Raw genomic sequence first — 20,315 nt, forward strand, 5'->3', positions numbered from 1 at the left:
TAGTGTTAAAACAAGTCAAATTGTCTTGTTAAGTATTGTTGTTGCTGACTTTTTGACGGATTAAAGTTCCTTATATTTGCACTATAAAAATACAAAATACATAAAATGGGTATATTTAACAACATGTTTGGAGGTAATAAAGATGAAAAATCAAAAGAGGAAAAAAAGGCATACTTAAACTGGATTCCTTTAACGTCCTTAAATCAATTAGAAGAAATAAAAGAACAATCTAAAATTAGCGCAGTTTTAATTTTTAAACACTCTACAAGATGTGGAATTAGTAAAATGGTTATAAGACAGTTTGAGAATTTATTCGAAGAAGAGCATCAAAATTTAAAAGTTTATTATTTAGATTTATTAAATCACAGAGATATTTCTGCAGAAATAGGCGTAATGTTTCAAGTTATGCACCAATCTCCACAATTAATTGTGGTAAAAAATGAAGTTTCTGTATATCATGCCTCACATTCTGACATCACTGAAACAAATTTAACAAGATTTGTATAGGATAAACTTGCATTAAACCTTATTTAAGTCTTATTTTTGTATTCTAAATTTTTACACTTTTGGCAGATTTAAAAACTTCAGAACCTATTATCGGAAAAGAATTATATGGATATCAACAAGATGCTCTTACAGAGATTTTTCAGCGATTTGATTCCACTCCACAAGATTATCACTTGTTATATCAACTACCAACTGGTGGTGGAAAAACAGTTATATTCTCTGAAATAGTAAGACGTTATATTCAAAAGTTTAACAAAAAAGTGCTGGTTTTAACGCACAGAATTGAATTAAGTAAACAAACTTCTAAAATGTTGAAGGAGTTTGGTGTGAAAAATAAAATAATTAATTCTACTGCAAAATTAGACGATCAAGACGATTTTAATTGTTTTGTAGCCATGGTTGAAACCTTGAAAAACAGGTTAAATGACGATAAATTAGATATTTCTGATATTGGTTTAGTAATTGTTGATGAGGCACATTACAACTCTTTTACAAAGATTTTTAAATTCTTTCACGATTCTTTTATTTTAGGAGTTACTGCAACACCTTTAAGTTCTAACATTAAATTACCAATGTATGAGAATTATCAAGAATTGTTTGTGGGAGAATCTATTCAAGATTTAATAAATAGTAACTATTTAGCAAAAGCAAACTTATATTCTTATAATGTAGGGTTAACTTCATTAGAAGTTGGTGCAAATGGAGATTATACTGTAAAATCTTCTGAAGATTTATATACAAATTCAGACATGCTTTCTAAATTAGTTTCGGCTTATGAAGAAACTGCAAAAGGAAAGAAAACCTTAATTTTTAACAACGGAATTAATACCTCTATTCAGGTATTTCATGCGTTTAAAAAAGCGGGATATCCAATTGCACATTTAGATAATACCAACACAAAAAAAGAACGTGAGCTTATTTTAAGATGGTTTCATAAAACACCAGGAGCAATTATTACTTCTGTAAGTATCTTAACCACTGGTTTTGATGAACCAAGTATTGAGGCTATTATTCTAAACAGAGCAACAAAATCCTTGACTTTATATTACCAAATGATTGGTCGTGGTTCTCGTATTTACAATAACACAAATACGTTTGATGTTATTGATTTAGGGAATAACTTTCACAGATTTGGTCCTTGGGGAGCAGATTTAGATTGGCAGAAAATGTTTAGAGCACCAGATTATTATCTGAATGCTATTTTATCTGATGAAGAAATTGAAAGTACTTTTAGATACGAATTACCTGCTGATGTTAAAAAGGAATTTGCAAAGTCTAAAGATACTTATTTCGATATGAAAAAAGTATATATTGATACCATTCGTTCTGGAGAATCTTCTAAACGTGTTTTAGAAAAATCGATAGTGCATCATGCAAAAATGTGTATAGAAAATAGTGAAGATGTTTTTGACGCACTAATCTTAGCGAAAATGCTAGGAGAGGAGATAGATGATAGAATTAATAGATATGCAAAATGCATTTCTAAAAGCACTCATAACTTTGTTACTTGGTTAAAAGACGATTACAGAAAAAAATTAAACACGTATTTAAGAGAAAATTTCGATGAAGACTTCGAAGAAATTCACGGATTTCCTCCTGAAGAGTAAAATTTATAATAAAATTTAAAAGTGAAAATATTTTTTCACTTTTTTTTTGCTTTTGTTTTTTGTATTAAAAAAAAATATACATTTGCTCAACTTACTTAAGTAAAAATGTTTCGTTTTTCTTATTTCGGAAGTAAAACTTTAGAGGAGAATAAAGTTTACACTGCATTTTGGAAATGCGACGAAAAAATTAAGGTATCTCCATTTTCCCTTCCGCAAAAACTGTTGCTTTTTTCGAAGCTGCACGTTGTTTATTTAAAAATATTACAGTGATAAATCTTTTTTAAGGTTGGCGTTTCTATTCTAAATCATTAAGTTTGTTTTAGTTTAGGCTTTTTTTTATCATTTAATAATTTTAATAAATCATAGTGAATACAAAGTATATAGATTTAATTGAACAAACATTCGATTTTCCACAAGAAGAATTTAAAACAGAAAATAATAAACTATTTTGGCATGGTATCAATTTAATGGAATTAACAGCCGAGTATGGTGCACCATTAAAATTTACCTACTTACCAAAAATTTCAGAAAATATAAACAAAGCAAAAGATTGGTTTCAGAATGCTATTGATAAGCATAATTATAAAGGAAAATATTTTTATAGTTATTGTACAAAAAGTTCTCATTTTAAACATATTTTAAATGAAGCTTTAAAAAATGACATTCATATAGAAACATCCTCTGCTTTTGATATTGATATAGTTAACAATCTTAAAAAAGAAGACAAAATAAAAGATGATACGTATGTAATTTGTAATGGTTTTAAAAGAGACCAATACATAAAAAACATCGGAGATCTAATTGAGTCAGGCCATAAAAATTGTGTTCCTATAATTGATAATTATGAGGAGTTAGCACTACTTCAAAATGAAACTAAAAAGAAGTTTAAGGTTGGTATTAGAATTGCTTCTGAAGAAGAGCCTAAATTTGAGTTTTATACTTCTAGATTAGGAATTGGCTACAAAAACATCGTTTCTTTTTACGAAAGAGAAATTGCAAAAAATAAGCAGGTAGATTTAAAAATGTTACATTTTTTTATCAATACTGGTATCAAAGACAATGCTTATTATTGGAACGAATTGATGAAATGTTTAAAAGTTTACATCAACCTAAAAAAAGTATGTCCAACTTTAGATAGTTTAAATATTGGTGGTGGTTTTCCTATAAAAAATTCATTAGCTTTTGAGTATGATTATGAATATATGATTGATGAAATCGTAAATCAAATTAATGATGCTTGTGAAAATGCAGAAGTTGATGTGCCAAATATTTATACTGAATTTGGTAGTTTTACTGTTGGTGAGTCTGGAGCCGCTATTTACGAAGTTTTATATCAAAAGAAACAAAATGATAGAGAGCTTTGGAATATGATAAATTCATCTTTTATTACAACTTTACCAGATTCTTGGGCAATTAACAAACGTTTTATTATGTTGCCTTTAAACAAATGGAATCTTAAATATGAACGTGTTTTATTAGGTGGTTTAACTTGTGATAGTGATGATTATTACAATTCAGAACAACACATTAATGGAATTTACTTACCTGTCTATGAAAAAGATAAACCTTTGTATATTGGCTTTTTCAATACAGGTGCTTATCAAGAATCTATTGGTGGTTTTGGTGGTTTGCAGCACTGTTTAATTCCACATCCTAAGCATCTTATTATTGATAGAGATGAAAATGGAGAATTAAAAATAAAACTATTTAAAGAACAGCAAAAAAGTAGCGAATTACTATCAATATTAGGATATTAACATAAAAAACAAAGGTTTAACTTCTTTGATTATAAATTATTAAAATGAACACAACTAAAACGTATGCAGGTATTCCACAAGAATTTGGAAACCTATCAACATCAAAAATTGTAATTATTCCTGTTCCTTATGATGGAACAAGTACTTGGCAAAAAGGTTCTGATAAAGGACCAAAAGCTTTTTTAGATGCGTCTGAAAATATGGAATTGTATGATATTGAAACCGATTCTGAAGTTTACAAAGAAGGTGTTTACTTGTCTCAACCAGTTATAGAAAATTCTTCACCAGAAGCAATGGTGGAAGCTGTACATCAAGAAACAAAAAAGTACATTAATAGAAATAAGTTTGTAACTATTTTTGGTGGTGAACATTCAATTTCTATTGGAACTATTAGAGCGTTTAACGAATGTTTTAGCGATTTAACAGTGTTGCATATAGATGCGCATGCAGATTTACGTAAAGAATATGAAGGTTCTAAATGCAACCACGCTTGTGCAGTGTATGAAGCAAATTCTACAACCAATTTAGTGCAAGTTGGTATTAGAAGTATGGATATTTCTGAAAAAAGAAGTATGAATCTTGACAAAGTTTTCTTTGCACATGACATGGCTGTAAACGAAGGTTGGATGGATGATGTTATAGATCAATTAAGCACAAATGTATTTATTACGTTCGATTTAGATGCTTTGGATCCTTCAATTATGCCAAGTACAGGAACTCCAGAACCAGGAGGATTATTCTATTATGAAACCTTAGAATTCTTAAAAACTGTTTTTGAACAAAAAAATGTGGTTGGTTTTGATATGGTTGAATTATGTCCAAACGAAAATGAAAAATCATCGGACTTTTTAGCAGCAAAATTATTCTACAAAATGTTGAGTTATAAGTTTGCTTCTAATGATGATTCTTATGATAATACAGAAGATAAAAATATTGATAATCCTTTCAGTAAATTATCGAAATTTAAAAATGACGATGACGATTTTTAGTCAATTATAAATGATAAAAACAATTGAAAATATAGAATTGCAGTACTTAACGATTGATGATTATCAAGAGTTAAAACAAGCAATGATTGAGATTTACACCAGTATGGAAAATACCTATTGGGAAGAATCTCAAATACAATCTTTAATTACAAAATTTCCAGAAGGGCAAATTGTTATAAAAATTAACGGGCAATTAGCGGGTTGTGCTTTATCAATCATGGTAGATTATGATAAATTTGATGAAACACATACCTATGAAGATATTACAGGGAATTTTACCTTTAGCACACATGATGCAGAAGGAGATGTTTTATATGGAATAGATGTTTTTATAAAAAAAGAATTTAGAGGTTTACGTTTAGGAAGACGTTTGTACGATTATCGAAAAGAAATCTGTGAAACGCTAAATTTAAAAGGAATTGTTTTTGGAGGTAGAATGCCAAACTATCATAAGTTTGCTGCAGAAATATCACCTAAAGAATATTTAGAGCGCGTAAAACGTAAGGAAATTTACGATCCTGTTTTAAATTTTCAGATTTCTAATGATTTTCATCCCTCTAAAATTTTAAAAGGATATTTAGAAGGTGATGCAAATTCTGGTGAATTCGCAGTTTTATTGGAATGGGATAATATTTACTATCAGAAAAAATCTAAAAAAGCAGCTACTAAAAAAACAGTGGTTCGTTTAGGATTAATTCAATGGCAAATGCGTTTGTACAAAGATCTGGACGAGCTAATGGAGCAAGCAGAGTTTTTTGTAGATTCTGTTTCTGCTTACAGATCAGATTTTGCATTATTTCCAGAGTTTTTTAACGCGCCTTTAATGGCAGAATTTAATCATTTGCCAGAATCGCAAGCCATTAGAGAGTTAGCAAAATTTACACCAGAAGTTGTAGATCGATTCTCTAAGTTGGCAATCTCTTACAATATCAATATTATTACTGGAAGCATGCCAGAAATTAAAGGAGATTTACTGTATAATGTTGGTTATATTTGTAAAAGAGATGGTACAAAAGAACGTTACGAAAAATTGCATGTTACTCCAGATGAAGCAAAAATTTGGGGAATGCAAGGTGGAAATGAGTTAAAAACATTCGATACAGATTGTGGTAAAATTGGTGTTTTAATTTGTTACGATTCAGAGTTTCCAGAATTAAGTAGATTGTTAGCAGATGAAGGTATGGATATTTTGTTTATTCCTTTTTTAACAGATACTCAAAATGGCTACTCAAGAGTTAGGCATTGTGCACAAGCAAGAGCTATTGAAAACGAGTGTTATGTAGCAATTGCAGGAAGTGTTGGTAATTTACCAAAAGTAAATAATATGGATATTCAGTATGCGCAATCTATGGTATTTACACCTTGTGATTTTTCTTTTCCAGCAAATGGAATAAAAGCAGAAGCAACCACAAATACAGAAATGATTTTAATTGCTGATGTAGATTTAGATTTGCTAAAAGATTTGAACCAATTTGGAAGCGTACGTAATTTAAAAGACAGAAGAACCGATATTTTTGAAGTTAGAAAAGTATCAAAAAAATAAAAAAGAAACATGAGTAAACCAATTACAAATTTTATTGAAAAATACTTTTTACACTTTAATGCAGCTGCTTTGGTTGATGCAGCAAAAGGATATGAAGAGCAGTTAAAAAAAGGAAACAAAATGTTAGTTTCTTTAGCTGGTGCAATGAGTACAGCAGAACTAGGAAAGATTTTTGCAGAAATGATTCGTAAAGATAAAGTGCAAATTATTTCTTGTACTGGTGCAAATTTAGAAGAAGATGTGATGAATTTAGTAGCACATTCTCACTATAAAAGAGTTCCTAACTATAGAGATTTAACTCCTCAAGACGAATGGGATTTATTAGAAAAAGGCTTAAACAGAGTTACAGACACCTGTATTCCTGAAGAAGAAGCTTTTAGAAGAATTCAAGAGCATATTGTAAAAATATGGAAAGATGCAGAAGCTAAAGGAGAACGTTATTTGCCACATGAATACATGTACAAATTATTGTTATCTGGCGTTTTAGAGCAGTATTATGAAATAGACATCAAAGATTCTTGGATGTATGCAGCAGCAGAAAAAAACTTACCTATAATTTGTCCTGGTTGGGAAGATTCTACCATGGGTAATATTTTTGCTTCTTATGTTATGAAAGGTGAGTTGAAAGCAACTACCATGAAATCTGGAATTGAATACATGACATTTTTGGCAGATTGGTATACAGATAATGTAGGTTCAGGAATTGGATTTTTCCAAATAGGAGGAGGAATTGCAGGAGATTTCCCTATTTGTGTAGTACCAATGTTATACCAAGATATGGAAAGAACAGATACACCTTTTTGGAGTTATTTCTGTCAGATTTCAGATTCTACTACAAGTTATGGTTCGTATTCTGGAGCAGTTCCTAACGAAAAAATTACTTGGGGAAAATTAGATATTAACACACCAAAGTTTATTATTGAAAGTGATGCAACTATTGTAGCACCTTTAATATTTGCTTATCTTCTAGAAATGTAAATTACAATTCTGATTGTCATTTCGAAATGAGCCTTTTTTGGCGATTGAGAAATCTCATAAAGATTGATTAAATAAAGAAATAATGAAAAGAATAATTGTAGAATACGCAAAATTAACAACGGACATATTAGATATGTTAATTGAAAAATATCCTGATGGATATGATTATAGTGATGTTATATCCTTTAAAAACTCAAAAGGTGAAACCGTAAAAGCTATTGAAGTTAAAACTGAAGACACTATTTATTTAGTGAAAATTAGTGATCGTTTAGAAAACGCCATGGAAGAATATGCAGATGATGAAGACTTCTTTGAAGATAATGACGATTTTGATGCAAATTTACCTGATGACGATGATGAGGATTAAATTCTTATAAATAGGATATATATAAATAGCTCTGAGTTTTCAGAGCTATTTTTTTTTGATGCTAATTATTCCAAAATAATAGATGAATACTTTCCAATTGCTTTTTTTAGACTTTCGGAAAGTGATTTTAGCCAATTTAAATGATTAGAGATTAGATAGGCTTCTTGAAGCTGATGCAACGTTTCTGTATCTATTTCTTTATTCCCTTTTTTAATATTTTCATCTCTTAAATGGGATAGTTTTTTATAGGTATCAAATAATTTATCTTGAGCATCTTCATTTTTTTCTACAGGTATTTCTTTTTCAATTTCTATATGTTCTAAAATATCAGCAGACCCTTGTAAGTTTCCAGAAATAGTATAGATTAGTTTTTTAAAATCTTCTGAAGCAGGTGTTGTTTTATGATTGATGATAAAATTACCAATGGCAGCAATTGCAGAAATCATTGTTTGATTAATTGTTACAATCTCATAAATCAATTGAAACTCTCTTTGTTTTGATTTAGGATCTTGTGTTAATCTTTGAAAAGACGCGTTCAAATTACTTACTGCAAGAAATGCATCTTTTCTTGCTAAGTTGTAATCCATTTTTTGCGCTTTTGGATTCTCATATAATACCTGTGCTGCTAAAAGATACTTTTTATTCATCTTTAGAGCGTTTAAAACAATTTGTCTCAAATTATCTGCTTCCCAAGTTGGTAAAATTATATAATTGGCAACCACAGCAATAATAGCTCCAATAACTGTATCTAATATACGATATTGAATCACCTCAAAAGCATTTGGGTTTATAAAGGAATATAAAAAGATAATACTAATGGTTACAAATGCAGCTGCAGATTTATAATTTTGCTGAATTAAAGAAAAAGATAAAACCAAAGAAATAAAAGCCAACACTGCATATACTATTTCATTTTGAGTCAATAAAACAATACAAAAAGCAATGATAGCACCAATAATTGTTCCGAGAACTCTGTCTTTTGAGCGCTCTTTGGTTAAACCATAATTAGGTCTCATAATTACAATTACAGTTAACATAATCCAATAAGCATTTTGGATTTCTAAAGTATACCCTAAAAGATAAGTAAAGACAATTGCAATTGTAAGTCGTAGAGAATGTCTAAACATTTTAGATTTTAGACTTAAGTTTTGCGTTAAAACATTCCATCTATATTCCTGCAACGTTAAAAACTGACTTGAATCTTCTCTTTTTAAAGATATTTTAGAGGCATCATGAACATTTGCAATAACTCTTCTTATTGTTCTAATTTCTTGTAATAACTGCTCTTGATAATCATACAAGTTTCTTAATATCAAAGCACCTTCTCTAGCTTCTGGTAATTTAAACGTATCCACATAACTTTCAATAGAGTCATTTGCTTTTGATAAAGCCGTTAATAAGGTGTCTTTATTCGGTATTTTTTTATTTTGAATTAATAAGTCTGATAAAAGAATCATATGGTTTCCCATTACTTTATTCAAGTTTTTTGAAGCCTCTAAAAAGTTTTTTCGATCTCCAAAAATTTCATCAATCAGGTTATAATCTAAATGTTCTGCTTCTATAAGTTCGAATATATTAATCGTAGAAACTAAAATAAGCAACTGTTTTTCTTCAAAACGAGACCTTCCAGAACGTTTTCTAGCAGTTAATAATATTTCTCTTAAGGTTTCATGCTTTTCGTTAATTTGAATTTGAATTGCCAAGGTTTCTTTAAAAATTTCATCACGATTTGTTTTCTTCGTTAATAATTTTGCTCTCAATTTTAAATAAGTTCCTAAAAGAGACAATGTATCTGCTAATAACTGATTCTGCTCTCTTTTTGGAGCCAATTGCTGAATTATAAGAGATACCATTAAATACCAAAAACCACCAATTGCTGAAAATGCAACTTGCATAAAAATACCTTGTGCTGTATCTTTTTGCACTGCAAATGAAATAACCATGGCAAGTAAACCAGAAAAAGAGACTAAAGAAGCTCTAAATCCATAGACAGAAATGAGGGAAATTAAAAATGAAATTATTGCAATTGCAAATAATAGAAAAACTAAAAATGCTTTTAAAAATAATATGGTTGCAGTGATGGTACTTGTTAAAGCGATGCTAATTAGAATCGCATTTATTTTACGTTTTTTACTTCCTGGAATATCTCCAGACGAATTTAAAAGTACCCCAACAGCAACTGCTGGCGCGAATTCAGAATATCCTAAGAAATATAAAATTGCAAAAGGAATTGCAATGGCAAAGCCTAACTTAATTCCTCGATCGAAATCAGTTTTTTTTAGAAATAGTTTTAATTCTTTGAGTTTGTTTTTCAACGTGCTTTGCAATTAGTTTGCAAAGTTAAGGTAATTGATGAGTATTGAGTACTCTTTTTAAAAACTTGATACTTTAAAATAGAGTAGGAGATCATTTATTTTATAATAAAACTGAGGACAGTTTTATTATTTATGAATTTATGTTTTAAATAAAAATGTCAAAAACAGTTCTTTCTTTCTAAGGATATAATTATATATTCTATTTGTTATATCCGTATGTTGTAACCCGTTATTTAATCCCACAATCCATTTGCTTCTGTCAAAATAACTGGGTTCTTATCAGTAATCAATATGGTTTGTTCGTGTTGGGTTACATACCCACCTTTGTTTCCAACCAAAGTCCAACCATCATTTAATTCTACAGCAATCGTAGATTTTGTTGAAATAAAAGTTTCTATGGCTACTGTTGTATTTTTCTTAAATCGTTCCTTGTTACTTTTAACTCGGTAGTTTAATATATTTTCGGGTTCTTCGTGTAAACTTCTACCAACTCCATGACCAGCCAAGTTTTTAATGACTTTAAACCCTGACTTTTTTGCTTCGGTTTCTATTAAATAGCCAATTTCTGATATTTTCACTCCACCTTTAATATTATGTATGGCTTTGCGTAAAATGTTTTTAGAAGCATCTACCAGAGGTTGATGTTTATGAATGTCTTTTCCGAGGATAAAAGAACCACCATTATCCGACCAAAATCCGTTTAGTTCAGCAGAAACATCAATGTTAATTAAATCTCCTTCTTTCAGTATTTTTTTCTCTGAGGGTATACCATGTGCTGCTTCCTTATTTACACTTATACAAGCATAGCCAGGAAAACCATAAGTTTCATAAGGGGCAGATTTAGCTTCATAACGCTTTAAAATTTCACCTCCATATTCATCAAGTTCTTTTGTGGACATACCAACTTTAGCATATTCTATCATTAATTTTAGTGTAGTACCAACAACTTCACTAATTTTTTTCATTCCTATTAATTCGGCTTCCTTTGTTATTGACATTTCGTTTTTTTTATTTGGCTACAACATTTATGTATAAGAATAGTTTGATTTTGCGTACAAGGAAATTCCATCGGAAATTCAGAAGTTGGCAAAAAAGCAACTAACTTTAGTAAAGCACTAATGTAGCAATTTTTTATATACGCCCAAGGATTCGTGAAATAGGAAACCAAAAACTAAGAAATCTACCAATTATGTGCAGTTTTAATACATATAAATGTAACAAAGCTTGCAAGGCAATTTATGATCAAATCATTGCTAAAGCAGAGAGTAAAAACTGGCATTAATAGCAGTATGTTATAAGCTATTAAAACAATATTTTGCCATTGCAAAGTCAGGTATTTCTTATGATGCAAACCACGTTTCATTATTAAAAACGAGATAAATATTAAAAAGGGGATAATGATAATTATAGCTTGTTGAATTGAAATAAATCGACCAAAGGAGATTTATGCTACTTCAACAATGTCTGAAAACTAATGCCTAAATTTAACGAAGAAAATGTTTGTTTTTTAACTCAGTTCTTTGTTAGCTACTGGCATTTTTTATTAATTCTATTATTTCATTACTGTTTCCAGCTGATTCAATTATTATTTCATTAAATTCTTTAAAATCAGATATTCCAATTCCACCTTCAGGATTCAATTTTTGTTTGTTATCTAGTTCCAATATAAAATTGAAGTCAGAACAATTAGCAATTCCTTTTTTTTCAGATAAAGACTGAATATTTGATTTATATAAATTATAGTTTTCATTAGGAACTAAATCTCCAATTATTCCACCCATACTTTCGTCTGAAATTTTGAGTTTTGTTATTCCAACAAATTTTGTATTTATATAAACTTTAGCTTTCATTAATCTTTTCCGTCTATTGATATTTTAACAAGTTCAATTCCTATTTTTAAACCTAAAAGAATATTTATTGTTTCTTCATCTGCTGAAATAATTATTAATTTATAATCTTTTTTTTCTTCAGAAAATTCTACAGTTTCTATTTCCGAAATTCTCAAGGTCAACGAAAGTCCTAAATTTAAAGTGATATTAACAAACCAATTAACTTGCATTGTTCCTTTTTTAATTTCACCAATCATATAGAATTCATTCCTTCTCTTGATTGCAAAACTATCAATAACTTCAAATTCTCCTTGTTCAGTTTGGGTGTTCATTTTGCTTGTAGCTAACGTTATTGTGTTAAGGAAAGTTGCGTTTAAAGTGAACGGTTATTTTCCGAAGGGAAATAGGAGTTTACAAAAATGCGACTAACTTTTATTAAGCTAAAATTAAGCAATTTTTTTACACGTTGTTGTAAAACGTTTTTATTCAATAAGTTTTTGTTTTTTTGGTTTAATTATAATTTCATTATGCAAGTTTGGAAAATGTTTGAGCATTGTTTCTTTATCTTTTCCAGATGTATCTATAAAAGTCCAATTTTGTCCTTCGTCACTTGATATTCCAATTAAAGTATATTCTGATTCAATTTTTCCACGAGGTGTTTCCATAACAATTATTTGAGTTAAAGTGCATTGCAGTTCATTCTCTTTTTTTAAGAATTCAGAGGGGTTTTTGAAGTTTAAATCAGTGAATGTAAAACCATTATTTTTCATTTTGGTCATTCCTTGTTTAGTGACTTTAATCATATTCGATTTTCCTCCCATCATTTCAATAATTTTAGGATAGGTGTAATTTGCATAATTTTCAAAATCTCCAGTAAGAAAGAAATTTTTCATTTCTTCAAGTTGAGAGTTTAAATTTTTATTTTCAGTTTGAGTAAATCCAAATGTCGAATTTATTATTAGAATTAAAATCCAAATTTTTCTATTCATAAGGTCTGTATTAAATGTTTTACAACGTTGTTGTGTAAGAAAAGTTGCGTGTTTTAAGCACTAAAGTTAGTAAATAAAACACGAACCAAGAAAATGAAGTGCACCCAAAAGTTTAGACAAATTTATAATTAATTTTGATAATAATGATTTCGATATTCAGTCGGACTCATCCCATTTAAATTTCCTTTAATTCTCTCGTTATTGTAATATTTTATATATTCTTTAATATCCTTTTTTAATTGAGATATTGAGTTGTATTTATTTAGATAAAACAACTCAGATTTCAGAATACCAAAGAAGTTTTCTATCACAGCATTGTCTAAACAATTTCCTTTTCGAGACATACTCTGAGTAATGCCTTTCTCTTTTAATAATCTTTGATACTGTCTCATTTGATATTGCCATCCCTGATCTGAATGTAATATTAAATTTGTTTGATCAGGTATCTTTTTAAAAGACTTTTTCAACATTATAGCTACTTGTTTAAAATCAGGTTTTTCAGATAATTGATAACTTATTATTTCCCTATTAAATAGATCAATTATTGGAGATAAATATAATTTATTTCCTAAGATTTTAAACTCAGTAATATCGGTAGCCCACTTTTTATTTGGTCTAATAGCTTTAAAATTGCGTTGTAATATATTAGGAGCTGTTTCTCCTATATGTCCTTTATAAGACTTGTATCTTTTAGCTCTGACTAAACTTTTCAACCCTAATTCACGCATTAACTTGAGTACTGTTTTATGATTTATTAAAGTGTCTCTTTTATTGATTTCTAAAGTGATTCTTCTATAGCCCAATCTTCCTTTGTGATGATGGTATATTTGATGAATCAACAGTTTTGTCTCTTTATATTTATCAACTAAAAGACTTCTTTTTTGATGATAATAATAACTACTTCTTGCCATGTTTGTATGATATAATAAAATATCTAAATCATACTTATGCCTTAATTCTGTTATGGCTTCTGCTTTTTGTTTTGCTCTTGTTGAATTAAGGCCTGTAACTTTTTTAGCAAGTCTAGTTCTGCACGTAATGATTCATTTTCTAATAAAAGTTGCTCTTCTCTTGTTAAAGGTTTATTAGACTTCTTTTTAGCTCTTTTAAATTGCATAGATTTTGGTTTACCTCTAGGTTTATGGTTTAAGCCTATAATACCCTCTTTTTTATAATTACGTTGCCATTTCATAATTACAGATTTGGTAGGAATATTAAACTCTAAACACGCTTGACTGAAAGATAATGAATCCTTGTCAATAGCTTCTAAAACTTTAATTTTAAAAGGTATGCTGTAAACTTTAGTTTCTCTAGGTAATAAGGCCTTTTTACCATATTTTTCATAAAATCGAATCCAATCATGCAGGGTAGTATGATGACAACCTTGTAGCTTAGAAACATCTTCAACTGTTTGGTGATTATTTAAAACTTGCTTTACACAGCGAAGTTTAAATTCGTAAGTATACTTGACTTTTCTCCCCATAAAAATACCCTCAAATAGTGTCTAACTTTTTGGGGGCAGTTCAAAAATCCGCGAGGATTTTCGTAAGTAGGTTTTTACTAGCAATTTTTTTTACACGGTGTTGGCAACAGTATTTTTTATTTTAAATAATTTACCTCCTCCATCATTAACATAAATATTGTTTTTATAAATAAAAGGATTTCCTATTCCATATTCAAAATTCGATTTGAAAACTATCTCTCCTTTTTCGTTTATTCCAATAAGTTTGCTATTTGTAGTTCCGAAAAACAAAATGTTTTTATGAAATACAAGTTTTGTATTTGGGTAGAATTCTTTATTAAGTTTCCATAATATTTTTCCTGTATTGTTATTTATACAAACAATTCCATTTCTGTAAGATGGAACAAATACTTTATTATTATAAATTTTTGATTTGTAAAATATAATCGGATTTGTATTTGTTTTCCATAATATTTTTCCTGTCAGTAAATCTATTTTATTAGTAAAACCCTTTTGATATGCAGAATCTGAATTAATAATTAAGTGATTATTTTCAATTATTGATTTTCCATTAGAGTAACCTCTATTTTCAATTTTCCATTTAACTTTTTGATTGTTAATATTTATACAAGTTAAATGATTTCCAATATTCTTCAAATAATCAAAATTTCCTAAAATTAAAAGACTATCAATTATTGATGGATTAGACATTGATAACATTTGATATTCAGGTTTGATACTCCATAATTCTTTTCCATTTTTTGTTCTATTGGCAAAAAGTCCTTCGTCTGTTCTTGTATTGAATAGTAGACTATCATTTAGAGTCAGACCTATTGTTTTTACATTAGTAATTTCAGACCACAACATTTGTCCTTTTTTATCTAAAGCAATAATGTTTTCAGCACCACTAAAAAATACTTTCCCTTTTTGGATTTTTGGAAATTCATTAGAGTAAGTTCCTCTTAAATATTTTGTCCAAATTACATTTCCTGTTTTAAAGTCTAATTTAAAAATACTATCATTAAGTGTATGACCATAAATATTTCCTTCATTTAAAGTTAATGAAGTTGCATTCCAATTAATGCCTTCATTTTCCCAGATAAAATCAAGGTTTTGATGATATATAATCTTGCTTTTTTCATTCGTACAGTTGAATAGAATAAATATGAAAATTATAAAAAAAATTCGTTTCATAGTTCGATTTTTATATTGTTGCCAACGTGTTCGTGTATGGTTTGTCGCGTAGGCTAGAACTAAGTTAATAAAAGAAACCGAACCAGAGGAGAATCCGTAGGATTTTCCGAGTACACACAGAACTAGCGATGAATTATACACGTTGTTATATGCTGTTCTAGCTTAATATCTCTTCTAAGTTCTTTGAGAAATTTTCAGATAAACTATTGGCTAATTTAAATTCCTCCATAATTTGATTTATTGAATTTATCATTTTTAGTCTTGCTTTTTTTAAATGAGAATATTCTGTTGGTAATGATGATATTTCATTTCTAAAATGTATCATAGCATCAATAGAATCTTGAATTTCTGGAATTAAACCACTTATAGTGTCCAAAGTTTCTTGTAATGATTTATAGTTTTGATTTAATTTAAAATCTATTAGAGTTAGTTTTTCGTAAGCTCTAAACCCTTCTGAGAAATAATCAGCAAAATCATCAATTCTAGCATTTAGTTTAATTGCAGCATTGTTTAAGTATTCTGCATATGTTTTTATCGAACGAACAAGCCTTTTGTCGTTTTTAGTGACTTTCATTCTGGCAAACTCATTTATTTTTTCTGTTAACTCATTGGTCTTTGTTCCAAGGTTTTCGATGACTTCAGTCATATCAAATAAAATAGAGCCTGCTTCATCAATCGACTTGGTTTCGTCAATTATTTCATCGATTTGTGCTATTGAAATATCTTGCTTTATAAAAGATTTTATAAAATCATCTTGAACTTCTTTTTTTAAGATTTTTGTAAGTTCTGGTGTTGAATCTTTATTTAATTCTTTGTCTTTTGGAATATTCAATTTCCACTGTGTTCCAGTTTTAATTAAAGTGTGTTCACTAATTAATTCCCAAATTGTTTCTTCACTTTCCGGCAAATGAGCTATTAGAATGATTGGTAAATTCAAATTAGTCCAATAGTGATAATGGATTTTAGTAACATAAAGTGTTAAATGAGCTTTGGCGTCATGAAAATTCCCAAGACCAGTTTTAATTTGTGTGGCAAGAAACTGACCTGTTGGATTACCATCAATAACTTCTTCTGTTAGTGCATCAATTCCAACATCAACAATAGGCTGTTCTCGGAATATCCAATTTAACTCCTTTGTGAAAATTAATGCGGAAACGTAAACTCCTGTTCTATCTGTGTTGGTTACTCTCAATTTTTGAATTGCATATAACTCGTTATATAGTAACTTTTGGTACACTTATCCAGTAAAAATGGCATGATAATGTAACTTTTATGTTACTGTTATTCTGTAAATATAATTATTTTTTTTTAGTATCTTTTATAAAAATGAAAATAGAAAAACAAGGCATAAAAAAACCAAAACGATATAAGTTTTGATTTTAAATTAGTTGAAGGCATTGCCTTCTATTTAGCAGGTAAACTCATTAAATACATTTTATACCACCTTATAACCGCTATTAAATTACAAAAGAACCTAAATACCTACTTGTTGCAGTAAGGGCTAATTTGGCATTGTGGAAGGTGGCCCATAGGTGTACGGTTTCGCCATAAAAAGACTCCTGAAAACTAAGGACACCTTGTTCCGTTTCTCGCAGACTTTCACCCATAGCATACTCAAAACACTGTAAATCAGTCGCGTATGCCACTATTAAAAAAGCATCTGTGGGGTAGGCTAGGCCTTGTGTGCTATTATCATCCCAAGAAACTTGTAAACGATGTGTTGGGAGCATTTGTACAACAGGATTTTCTAACCCACATAAACCGCCTTTTCCTATTAATACTTTAGCATATTCTAATTGAAAACCAACCGTTGTTTGTTGTACAGCTTCTTTCATGTGGTAAGACATGGCGTTGTTAAAAGGCGATTTTGAACCTACAGAAGCACCAAAGGTTTCCGTAAGAATTTCTTTGATGGGGGTTAAAAACTGTGAGACCCCTTTAAACTTATTTCGTTGTTTTTGTTGCGCAGCACTTGCAGGTTTGGTAGATACAGAGGGTGCAGATCGTAGCACATTTTTTCCTCGCCAAGAACTACCAACTACAGTACCAATTTTTCCAGAAAAACCACCTAAAATACCTTGATTCATTGTTGCCATATGCTTGTTTTTTAATGTGCTACCTATGCTAATATAAGAAAATAAATCAATCAAAAAAAATGCAAAACACTGATTTTTAACACGTAAACATTTAGATTGATTAAGGGTTTGTTCGTGTTTCCTTCGAGGATTCTTCGGGTTTCCCTTGTAAAAACGGGCTTTTTACGAAGAATCCTCGAAGGAATCTAGGAGGAAACTAAACGAAAAGCAGGGGAGCATACCCCTTATTTATTTTTAGAATAAGGTTAGTTTTATAACTAAATAGCTATTTATTAGAGTGTAAATTTTAAACAATTTTCAGTTTTATCATTTAAAAAAAAAGATGATTTCACAAAAAAACATCTAAAAAAGATCGAGATTTAAATAAGGGTACTGTGTATAGTGAAGAGGTAATTATATGTGAAGAAACTAAATACTTTATAAGAGGCTATTTTTATGAATTTAGGAAACGTAATAGCAGATCATTTTTATAAAACAAAGATAGATATGCAATTGCAAGTTGTTTATTATTGAAACTAAGATGCTACATTTCATACTAAAGGAAAAAAAGATTATGAAATGAACCGAAATAGTATCGTTCTAAAATTAAAGTCTGTACATTTAATTCACAGGTTCTGTTACAGGTTCTTCAAAATCACAAGGAACTTCTTGATAGTTGTCAGTAAAAGGAGCACCATTTCCATTTCCGTGGTTTGGATTGTATATAGGAATGTTTACCATTTTTGTACAATCATCTTCGCAGCTGTTTAATGAAATTATAGCCATCAATAAAATGATAGTTGTTATACTTATTTTTGCAATTTTCATGTTGTTTCTTTTTTAATTTTTAATGATTCAAATGTAATAACGTGTTGTTTTTTTAGGTAGGCAAGTGAACAACAATAAATTTTATAGGGTGTTGATGGTCGTTTTATTTTGTAATTTCTAATTTTATAACCAATTACTGTTTTGGTCTTAGTTTTTCTATAATTTGAGTACTTACCCAAAAAATGTCTACATTCTCATAATTGTCTGAGCCCATATTTCTATTAAAAAAAAGGTATTTTCCATCTGGTGTCACAGTCGCAGAAGCTTCCCAAGCTCCTGTGTTTACTATGTCTCCTAAATTAATGGCATCACCCCATGAACCATCTTTTGTTCGAAAACTAATATAAATATCAGAATCACCATATCCGCCTTCTCTTTTACCATCAAATATTAGATAGGACTCATCTGAGGCGATGAAGGGGTGAAAACTTTTGCCTCCATTAATCTTTTTACTAAGCAGTTTCGGTTCTTCACGTTCTCCATTCACTATCCGTGAATAACGAATATCACCAGTGAAGTCTGATTTGAACTCATCAAAAAAATAGGTCCCTTTAGAAGAAGCTGTAAGACGCATAATGGGTAAGCTGTCAAAAGGAAAGCCAAGTTTTTTTATTTCAGACCAATTTCCGTTATCCAATCGTTCCTTATATCTTTTACCTAAATACATTATTTTACCATCGGGAGAGATAAAGGGTGTTCCCACTCTTAGAGATATAACAGTCTTTTTCCATTGATTATCTTTATTTTGAATAACTACAAATTCTGTTTTTTTATCCTCTTTGGTTTCCCCAATTTCTCTGAGGTAATAGAATTCTTTTAGGTCAGGCGTGAATCCTCCACAATATTCCCAACCTTCTGTTGTAACTATACCAGGAGCGAAAGGTTCAGGCTTTAAACCAGGAGGTTTTTGACCAAGATAAAGACTTTGCTCAACAGATAAATTATTCTCTTTTGATTTCTTAGTATTACAAGCATTAAATAATACTACAAGCGCCAGTGCTGAAAATATTAGTACGTATTTTCTCATTGTCTCTTTTTTTTAAAAGTATCTACAACGTAATTTTGTATATGATTTACTGCGTTTTTAAGCAACCAATTTAGTAAATAATTACAGATATATAAAGTTCGTTAGTACTTTTGTAAGGATGCTTTTATCAGCAATAAAGTTGATACCCTTTTATAGCACGTTTTTAGCAAAAGTTATTTACTCCTTATTCAAAAATTCAGTTACTAAATTATTCTTTTCAGATTCCATTTCGCAAGTCCAACTGTCTATAAACCATCTTCCATTTTCATAATGAAGTTGAACGCTATTAAGTCCTCTAATATTGGATTCAGTTTTTAGGTCAGTTCGAATTTCAAATGCACTCCAAACTTGCGCAATATTTCCAAACTTACTAACTACTCGTTTTAGTTCCTTTTCATAAAAATCCTCTTTTGGTGATAATCCAATTGGTATATATTCCGCTTCAAGCGTATGTGATTCTGCTTTTCCATTTTCGTCAAGCCTTGTTATAATAGCATTTTTTGAATGAATATATTTATCTCTTTCAAATTCCCAAGGCTCACTACTCGAACCTGAAACAACATCGTAATATGCATTTATTATTGCATCTACGGATTTTACGTCTTCTGCGTATTTTTCTTTATTCGTTTGTCCGTAAATTGAATTGAAAGCGAAAATTATGCTAATTGATGTAAGTATTATTTTGTTCATATTGCTTGAGTTTTTAATTTTTGCTAACGTGTTTGTATTTGGTTTGCCTCGTATTTTAAACACTTAATTTATCAAAATACATATTATATGAAAGGTCCGCGAGGATTTTTGTAAGTAGGCTCAATAAAGCAATTAATTATACACGTTGTTCCACCAGT

The 20,315-nt window shown here is 29.5% G+C and carries 20 protein-coding genes and 1 pseudogene; 8 read left to right on the forward strand and 13 right to left on the reverse strand.

Annotation, left to right across the window (positions count from 1 at the left end):
* Positions 1-105: 105 nt before the first annotated feature.
* From ytxJ to LPB03_RS02150, 7 genes are all read left to right on the forward strand, one after another.
* Positions 106-507: a bacillithiol system redox-active protein YtxJ gene (gene ytxJ / locus LPB03_RS02120; RefSeq protein ID WP_065318119.1), complete on the forward strand. Its 402-nt coding sequence runs from the start codon at positions 106-108 to the stop codon at positions 505-507.
* A gap of 59 nt (positions 508-566) precedes the next feature.
* Positions 567-2,114, forward strand: coding sequence for a DEAD/DEAH box helicase (locus LPB03_RS02125; protein ID WP_065318118.1), 1,548 nt, complete (start codon positions 567-569; stop codon positions 2,112-2,114).
* A 365-nt stretch (positions 2,115-2,479) separates the two neighbouring features.
* On the forward strand, positions 2,480-3,871 hold the full coding sequence (locus LPB03_RS02130) for a type III PLP-dependent enzyme domain-containing protein (RefSeq protein WP_065318117.1): 1,392 nt from the start codon (positions 2,480-2,482) through the stop codon (positions 3,869-3,871).
* A 44-nt stretch (positions 3,872-3,915) separates the two neighbouring features.
* On the forward strand, positions 3,916-4,860 hold the full coding sequence (gene speB, locus LPB03_RS02135) for an agmatinase (RefSeq protein ID WP_065318116.1): 945 nt from the start codon (positions 3,916-3,918) through the stop codon (positions 4,858-4,860).
* A 10-nt stretch (positions 4,861-4,870) separates the two neighbouring features.
* Entirely contained in the window at positions 4,871-6,403 is a 1,533-nt protein-coding gene (locus LPB03_RS02140) for a bifunctional GNAT family N-acetyltransferase/carbon-nitrogen hydrolase family protein (RefSeq protein ID WP_065318115.1), read from the forward strand.
* Positions 6,404-6,412: 9 nt separating this feature from the next.
* Positions 6,413-7,381, forward strand: a complete 969-nt coding sequence (locus LPB03_RS02145) for a deoxyhypusine synthase family protein (RefSeq protein WP_065318114.1) — start codon at positions 6,413-6,415, stop codon at positions 7,379-7,381.
* 82 nt (positions 7,382-7,463) lie between these two features.
* A complete protein-coding gene (locus LPB03_RS02150; RefSeq protein ID WP_065318113.1) occupies positions 7,464-7,748 on the forward strand; it encodes a hypothetical protein in 285 nt (94 codons plus the stop codon).
* Positions 7,749-7,813: 65 nt separating this feature from the next.
* Here LPB03_RS02150 and LPB03_RS02155 read toward each other — a convergent pair whose 3' ends face one another.
* Both LPB03_RS02155 and map read right to left on the reverse strand, forming a co-directional pair.
* Positions 7,814-10,063, reverse strand: coding sequence for an FUSC family protein (locus tag LPB03_RS02155; RefSeq protein ID WP_065318112.1), 2,250 nt, complete (start codon positions 10,061-10,063; stop codon positions 7,814-7,816).
* A 233-nt stretch (positions 10,064-10,296) separates the two neighbouring features.
* Positions 10,297-11,061, reverse strand: a complete 765-nt coding sequence (map, locus tag LPB03_RS02160; RefSeq protein WP_065318111.1) for a type I methionyl aminopeptidase — start codon at positions 11,059-11,061, stop codon at positions 10,297-10,299.
* Positions 11,062-11,201: 140 nt separating this feature from the next.
* Between map and LPB03_RS16975 the strand changes: the two are divergent.
* Positions 11,202-11,443 (forward strand): annotated as a pseudogene (locus LPB03_RS16975) (IS110 family transposase); the annotation flags it as partial.
* Between the two features lie 143 nt (positions 11,444-11,586).
* Here the strand turns inward: LPB03_RS16975 and LPB03_RS02165 are convergent.
* From LPB03_RS02165 to LPB03_RS02215, 11 genes are all read right to left on the reverse strand, one after another.
* Positions 11,587-11,913, reverse strand: a complete 327-nt coding sequence (locus LPB03_RS02165) for a hypothetical protein (RefSeq protein ID WP_065318110.1) — start codon at positions 11,911-11,913, stop codon at positions 11,587-11,589.
* Positions 11,913-12,224 carry a hypothetical protein gene (locus tag LPB03_RS02170; protein ID WP_065318109.1) on the reverse strand — a complete coding sequence of 104 codons (312 nt, stop codon included), beginning with the start codon at positions 12,222-12,224 and terminating at the stop codon, positions 11,913-11,915. Before LPB03_RS02170 ends, LPB03_RS02165 begins: the two co-directional genes overlap by 1 nt.
* 150 nt (positions 12,225-12,374) lie before the next feature.
* Positions 12,375-12,785 (reverse strand): hypothetical protein, encoded by a 411-nt coding sequence (locus LPB03_RS02175; protein WP_157579348.1) that lies wholly within the window; start codon positions 12,783-12,785, stop codon positions 12,375-12,377.
* A 224-nt stretch (positions 12,786-13,009) separates the two neighbouring features.
* Positions 13,010-13,924 carry an IS3 family transposase gene (locus LPB03_RS02180; protein ID WP_139058919.1) on the reverse strand — a complete coding sequence of 305 codons (915 nt, stop codon included), beginning with the start codon at positions 13,922-13,924 and terminating at the stop codon, positions 13,010-13,012.
* Complete coding sequence (locus LPB03_RS02185) at positions 13,843-14,364, reverse strand: helix-turn-helix domain-containing protein (RefSeq protein ID WP_065317941.1); 522 nt, start codon at positions 14,362-14,364, stop codon at positions 13,843-13,845. The genes LPB03_RS02180 and LPB03_RS02185 overlap by 82 nt, the downstream gene beginning before the upstream one ends.
* 90 nt (positions 14,365-14,454) lie before the next feature.
* Positions 14,455-15,537: an outer membrane protein assembly factor BamB family protein gene (locus LPB03_RS02190; RefSeq protein ID WP_065318095.1), complete on the reverse strand. Its 1,083-nt coding sequence runs from the start codon at positions 15,535-15,537 to the stop codon at positions 14,455-14,457.
* Between the two features lie 157 nt (positions 15,538-15,694).
* A complete protein-coding gene (locus tag LPB03_RS02195; RefSeq protein WP_170324176.1) occupies positions 15,695-16,729 on the reverse strand; it encodes a DUF4365 domain-containing protein in 1,035 nt (344 codons plus the stop codon).
* 265 nt (positions 16,730-16,994) lie between these two features.
* Positions 16,995-17,633, reverse strand: a complete 639-nt coding sequence (locus LPB03_RS02200) for a DUF6266 family protein (RefSeq protein WP_139058924.1) — start codon at positions 17,631-17,633, stop codon at positions 16,995-16,997.
* A gap of 600 nt (positions 17,634-18,233) precedes the next feature.
* Positions 18,234-18,440, reverse strand: a complete 207-nt coding sequence (locus LPB03_RS02205) for a hypothetical protein (RefSeq protein WP_065318092.1) — start codon at positions 18,438-18,440, stop codon at positions 18,234-18,236.
* Positions 18,441-18,573: 133 nt separating this feature from the next.
* On the reverse strand, positions 18,574-19,467 hold the full coding sequence (locus LPB03_RS02210) for a TolB-like translocation protein (RefSeq protein ID WP_065318091.1): 894 nt from the start codon (positions 19,465-19,467) through the stop codon (positions 18,574-18,576).
* Positions 19,468-19,644: 177 nt separating this feature from the next.
* Complete coding sequence (locus tag LPB03_RS02215) at positions 19,645-20,157, reverse strand: hypothetical protein (RefSeq protein ID WP_065318090.1); 513 nt, start codon at positions 20,155-20,157, stop codon at positions 19,645-19,647.
* Positions 20,158-20,315: the final 158 nt, after the last annotated feature.

Source organism: Polaribacter vadi, assembly GCF_001761365.1.
Classification (GTDB): domain Bacteria; phylum Bacteroidota; class Bacteroidia; order Flavobacteriales; family Flavobacteriaceae; genus Polaribacter; species Polaribacter vadi.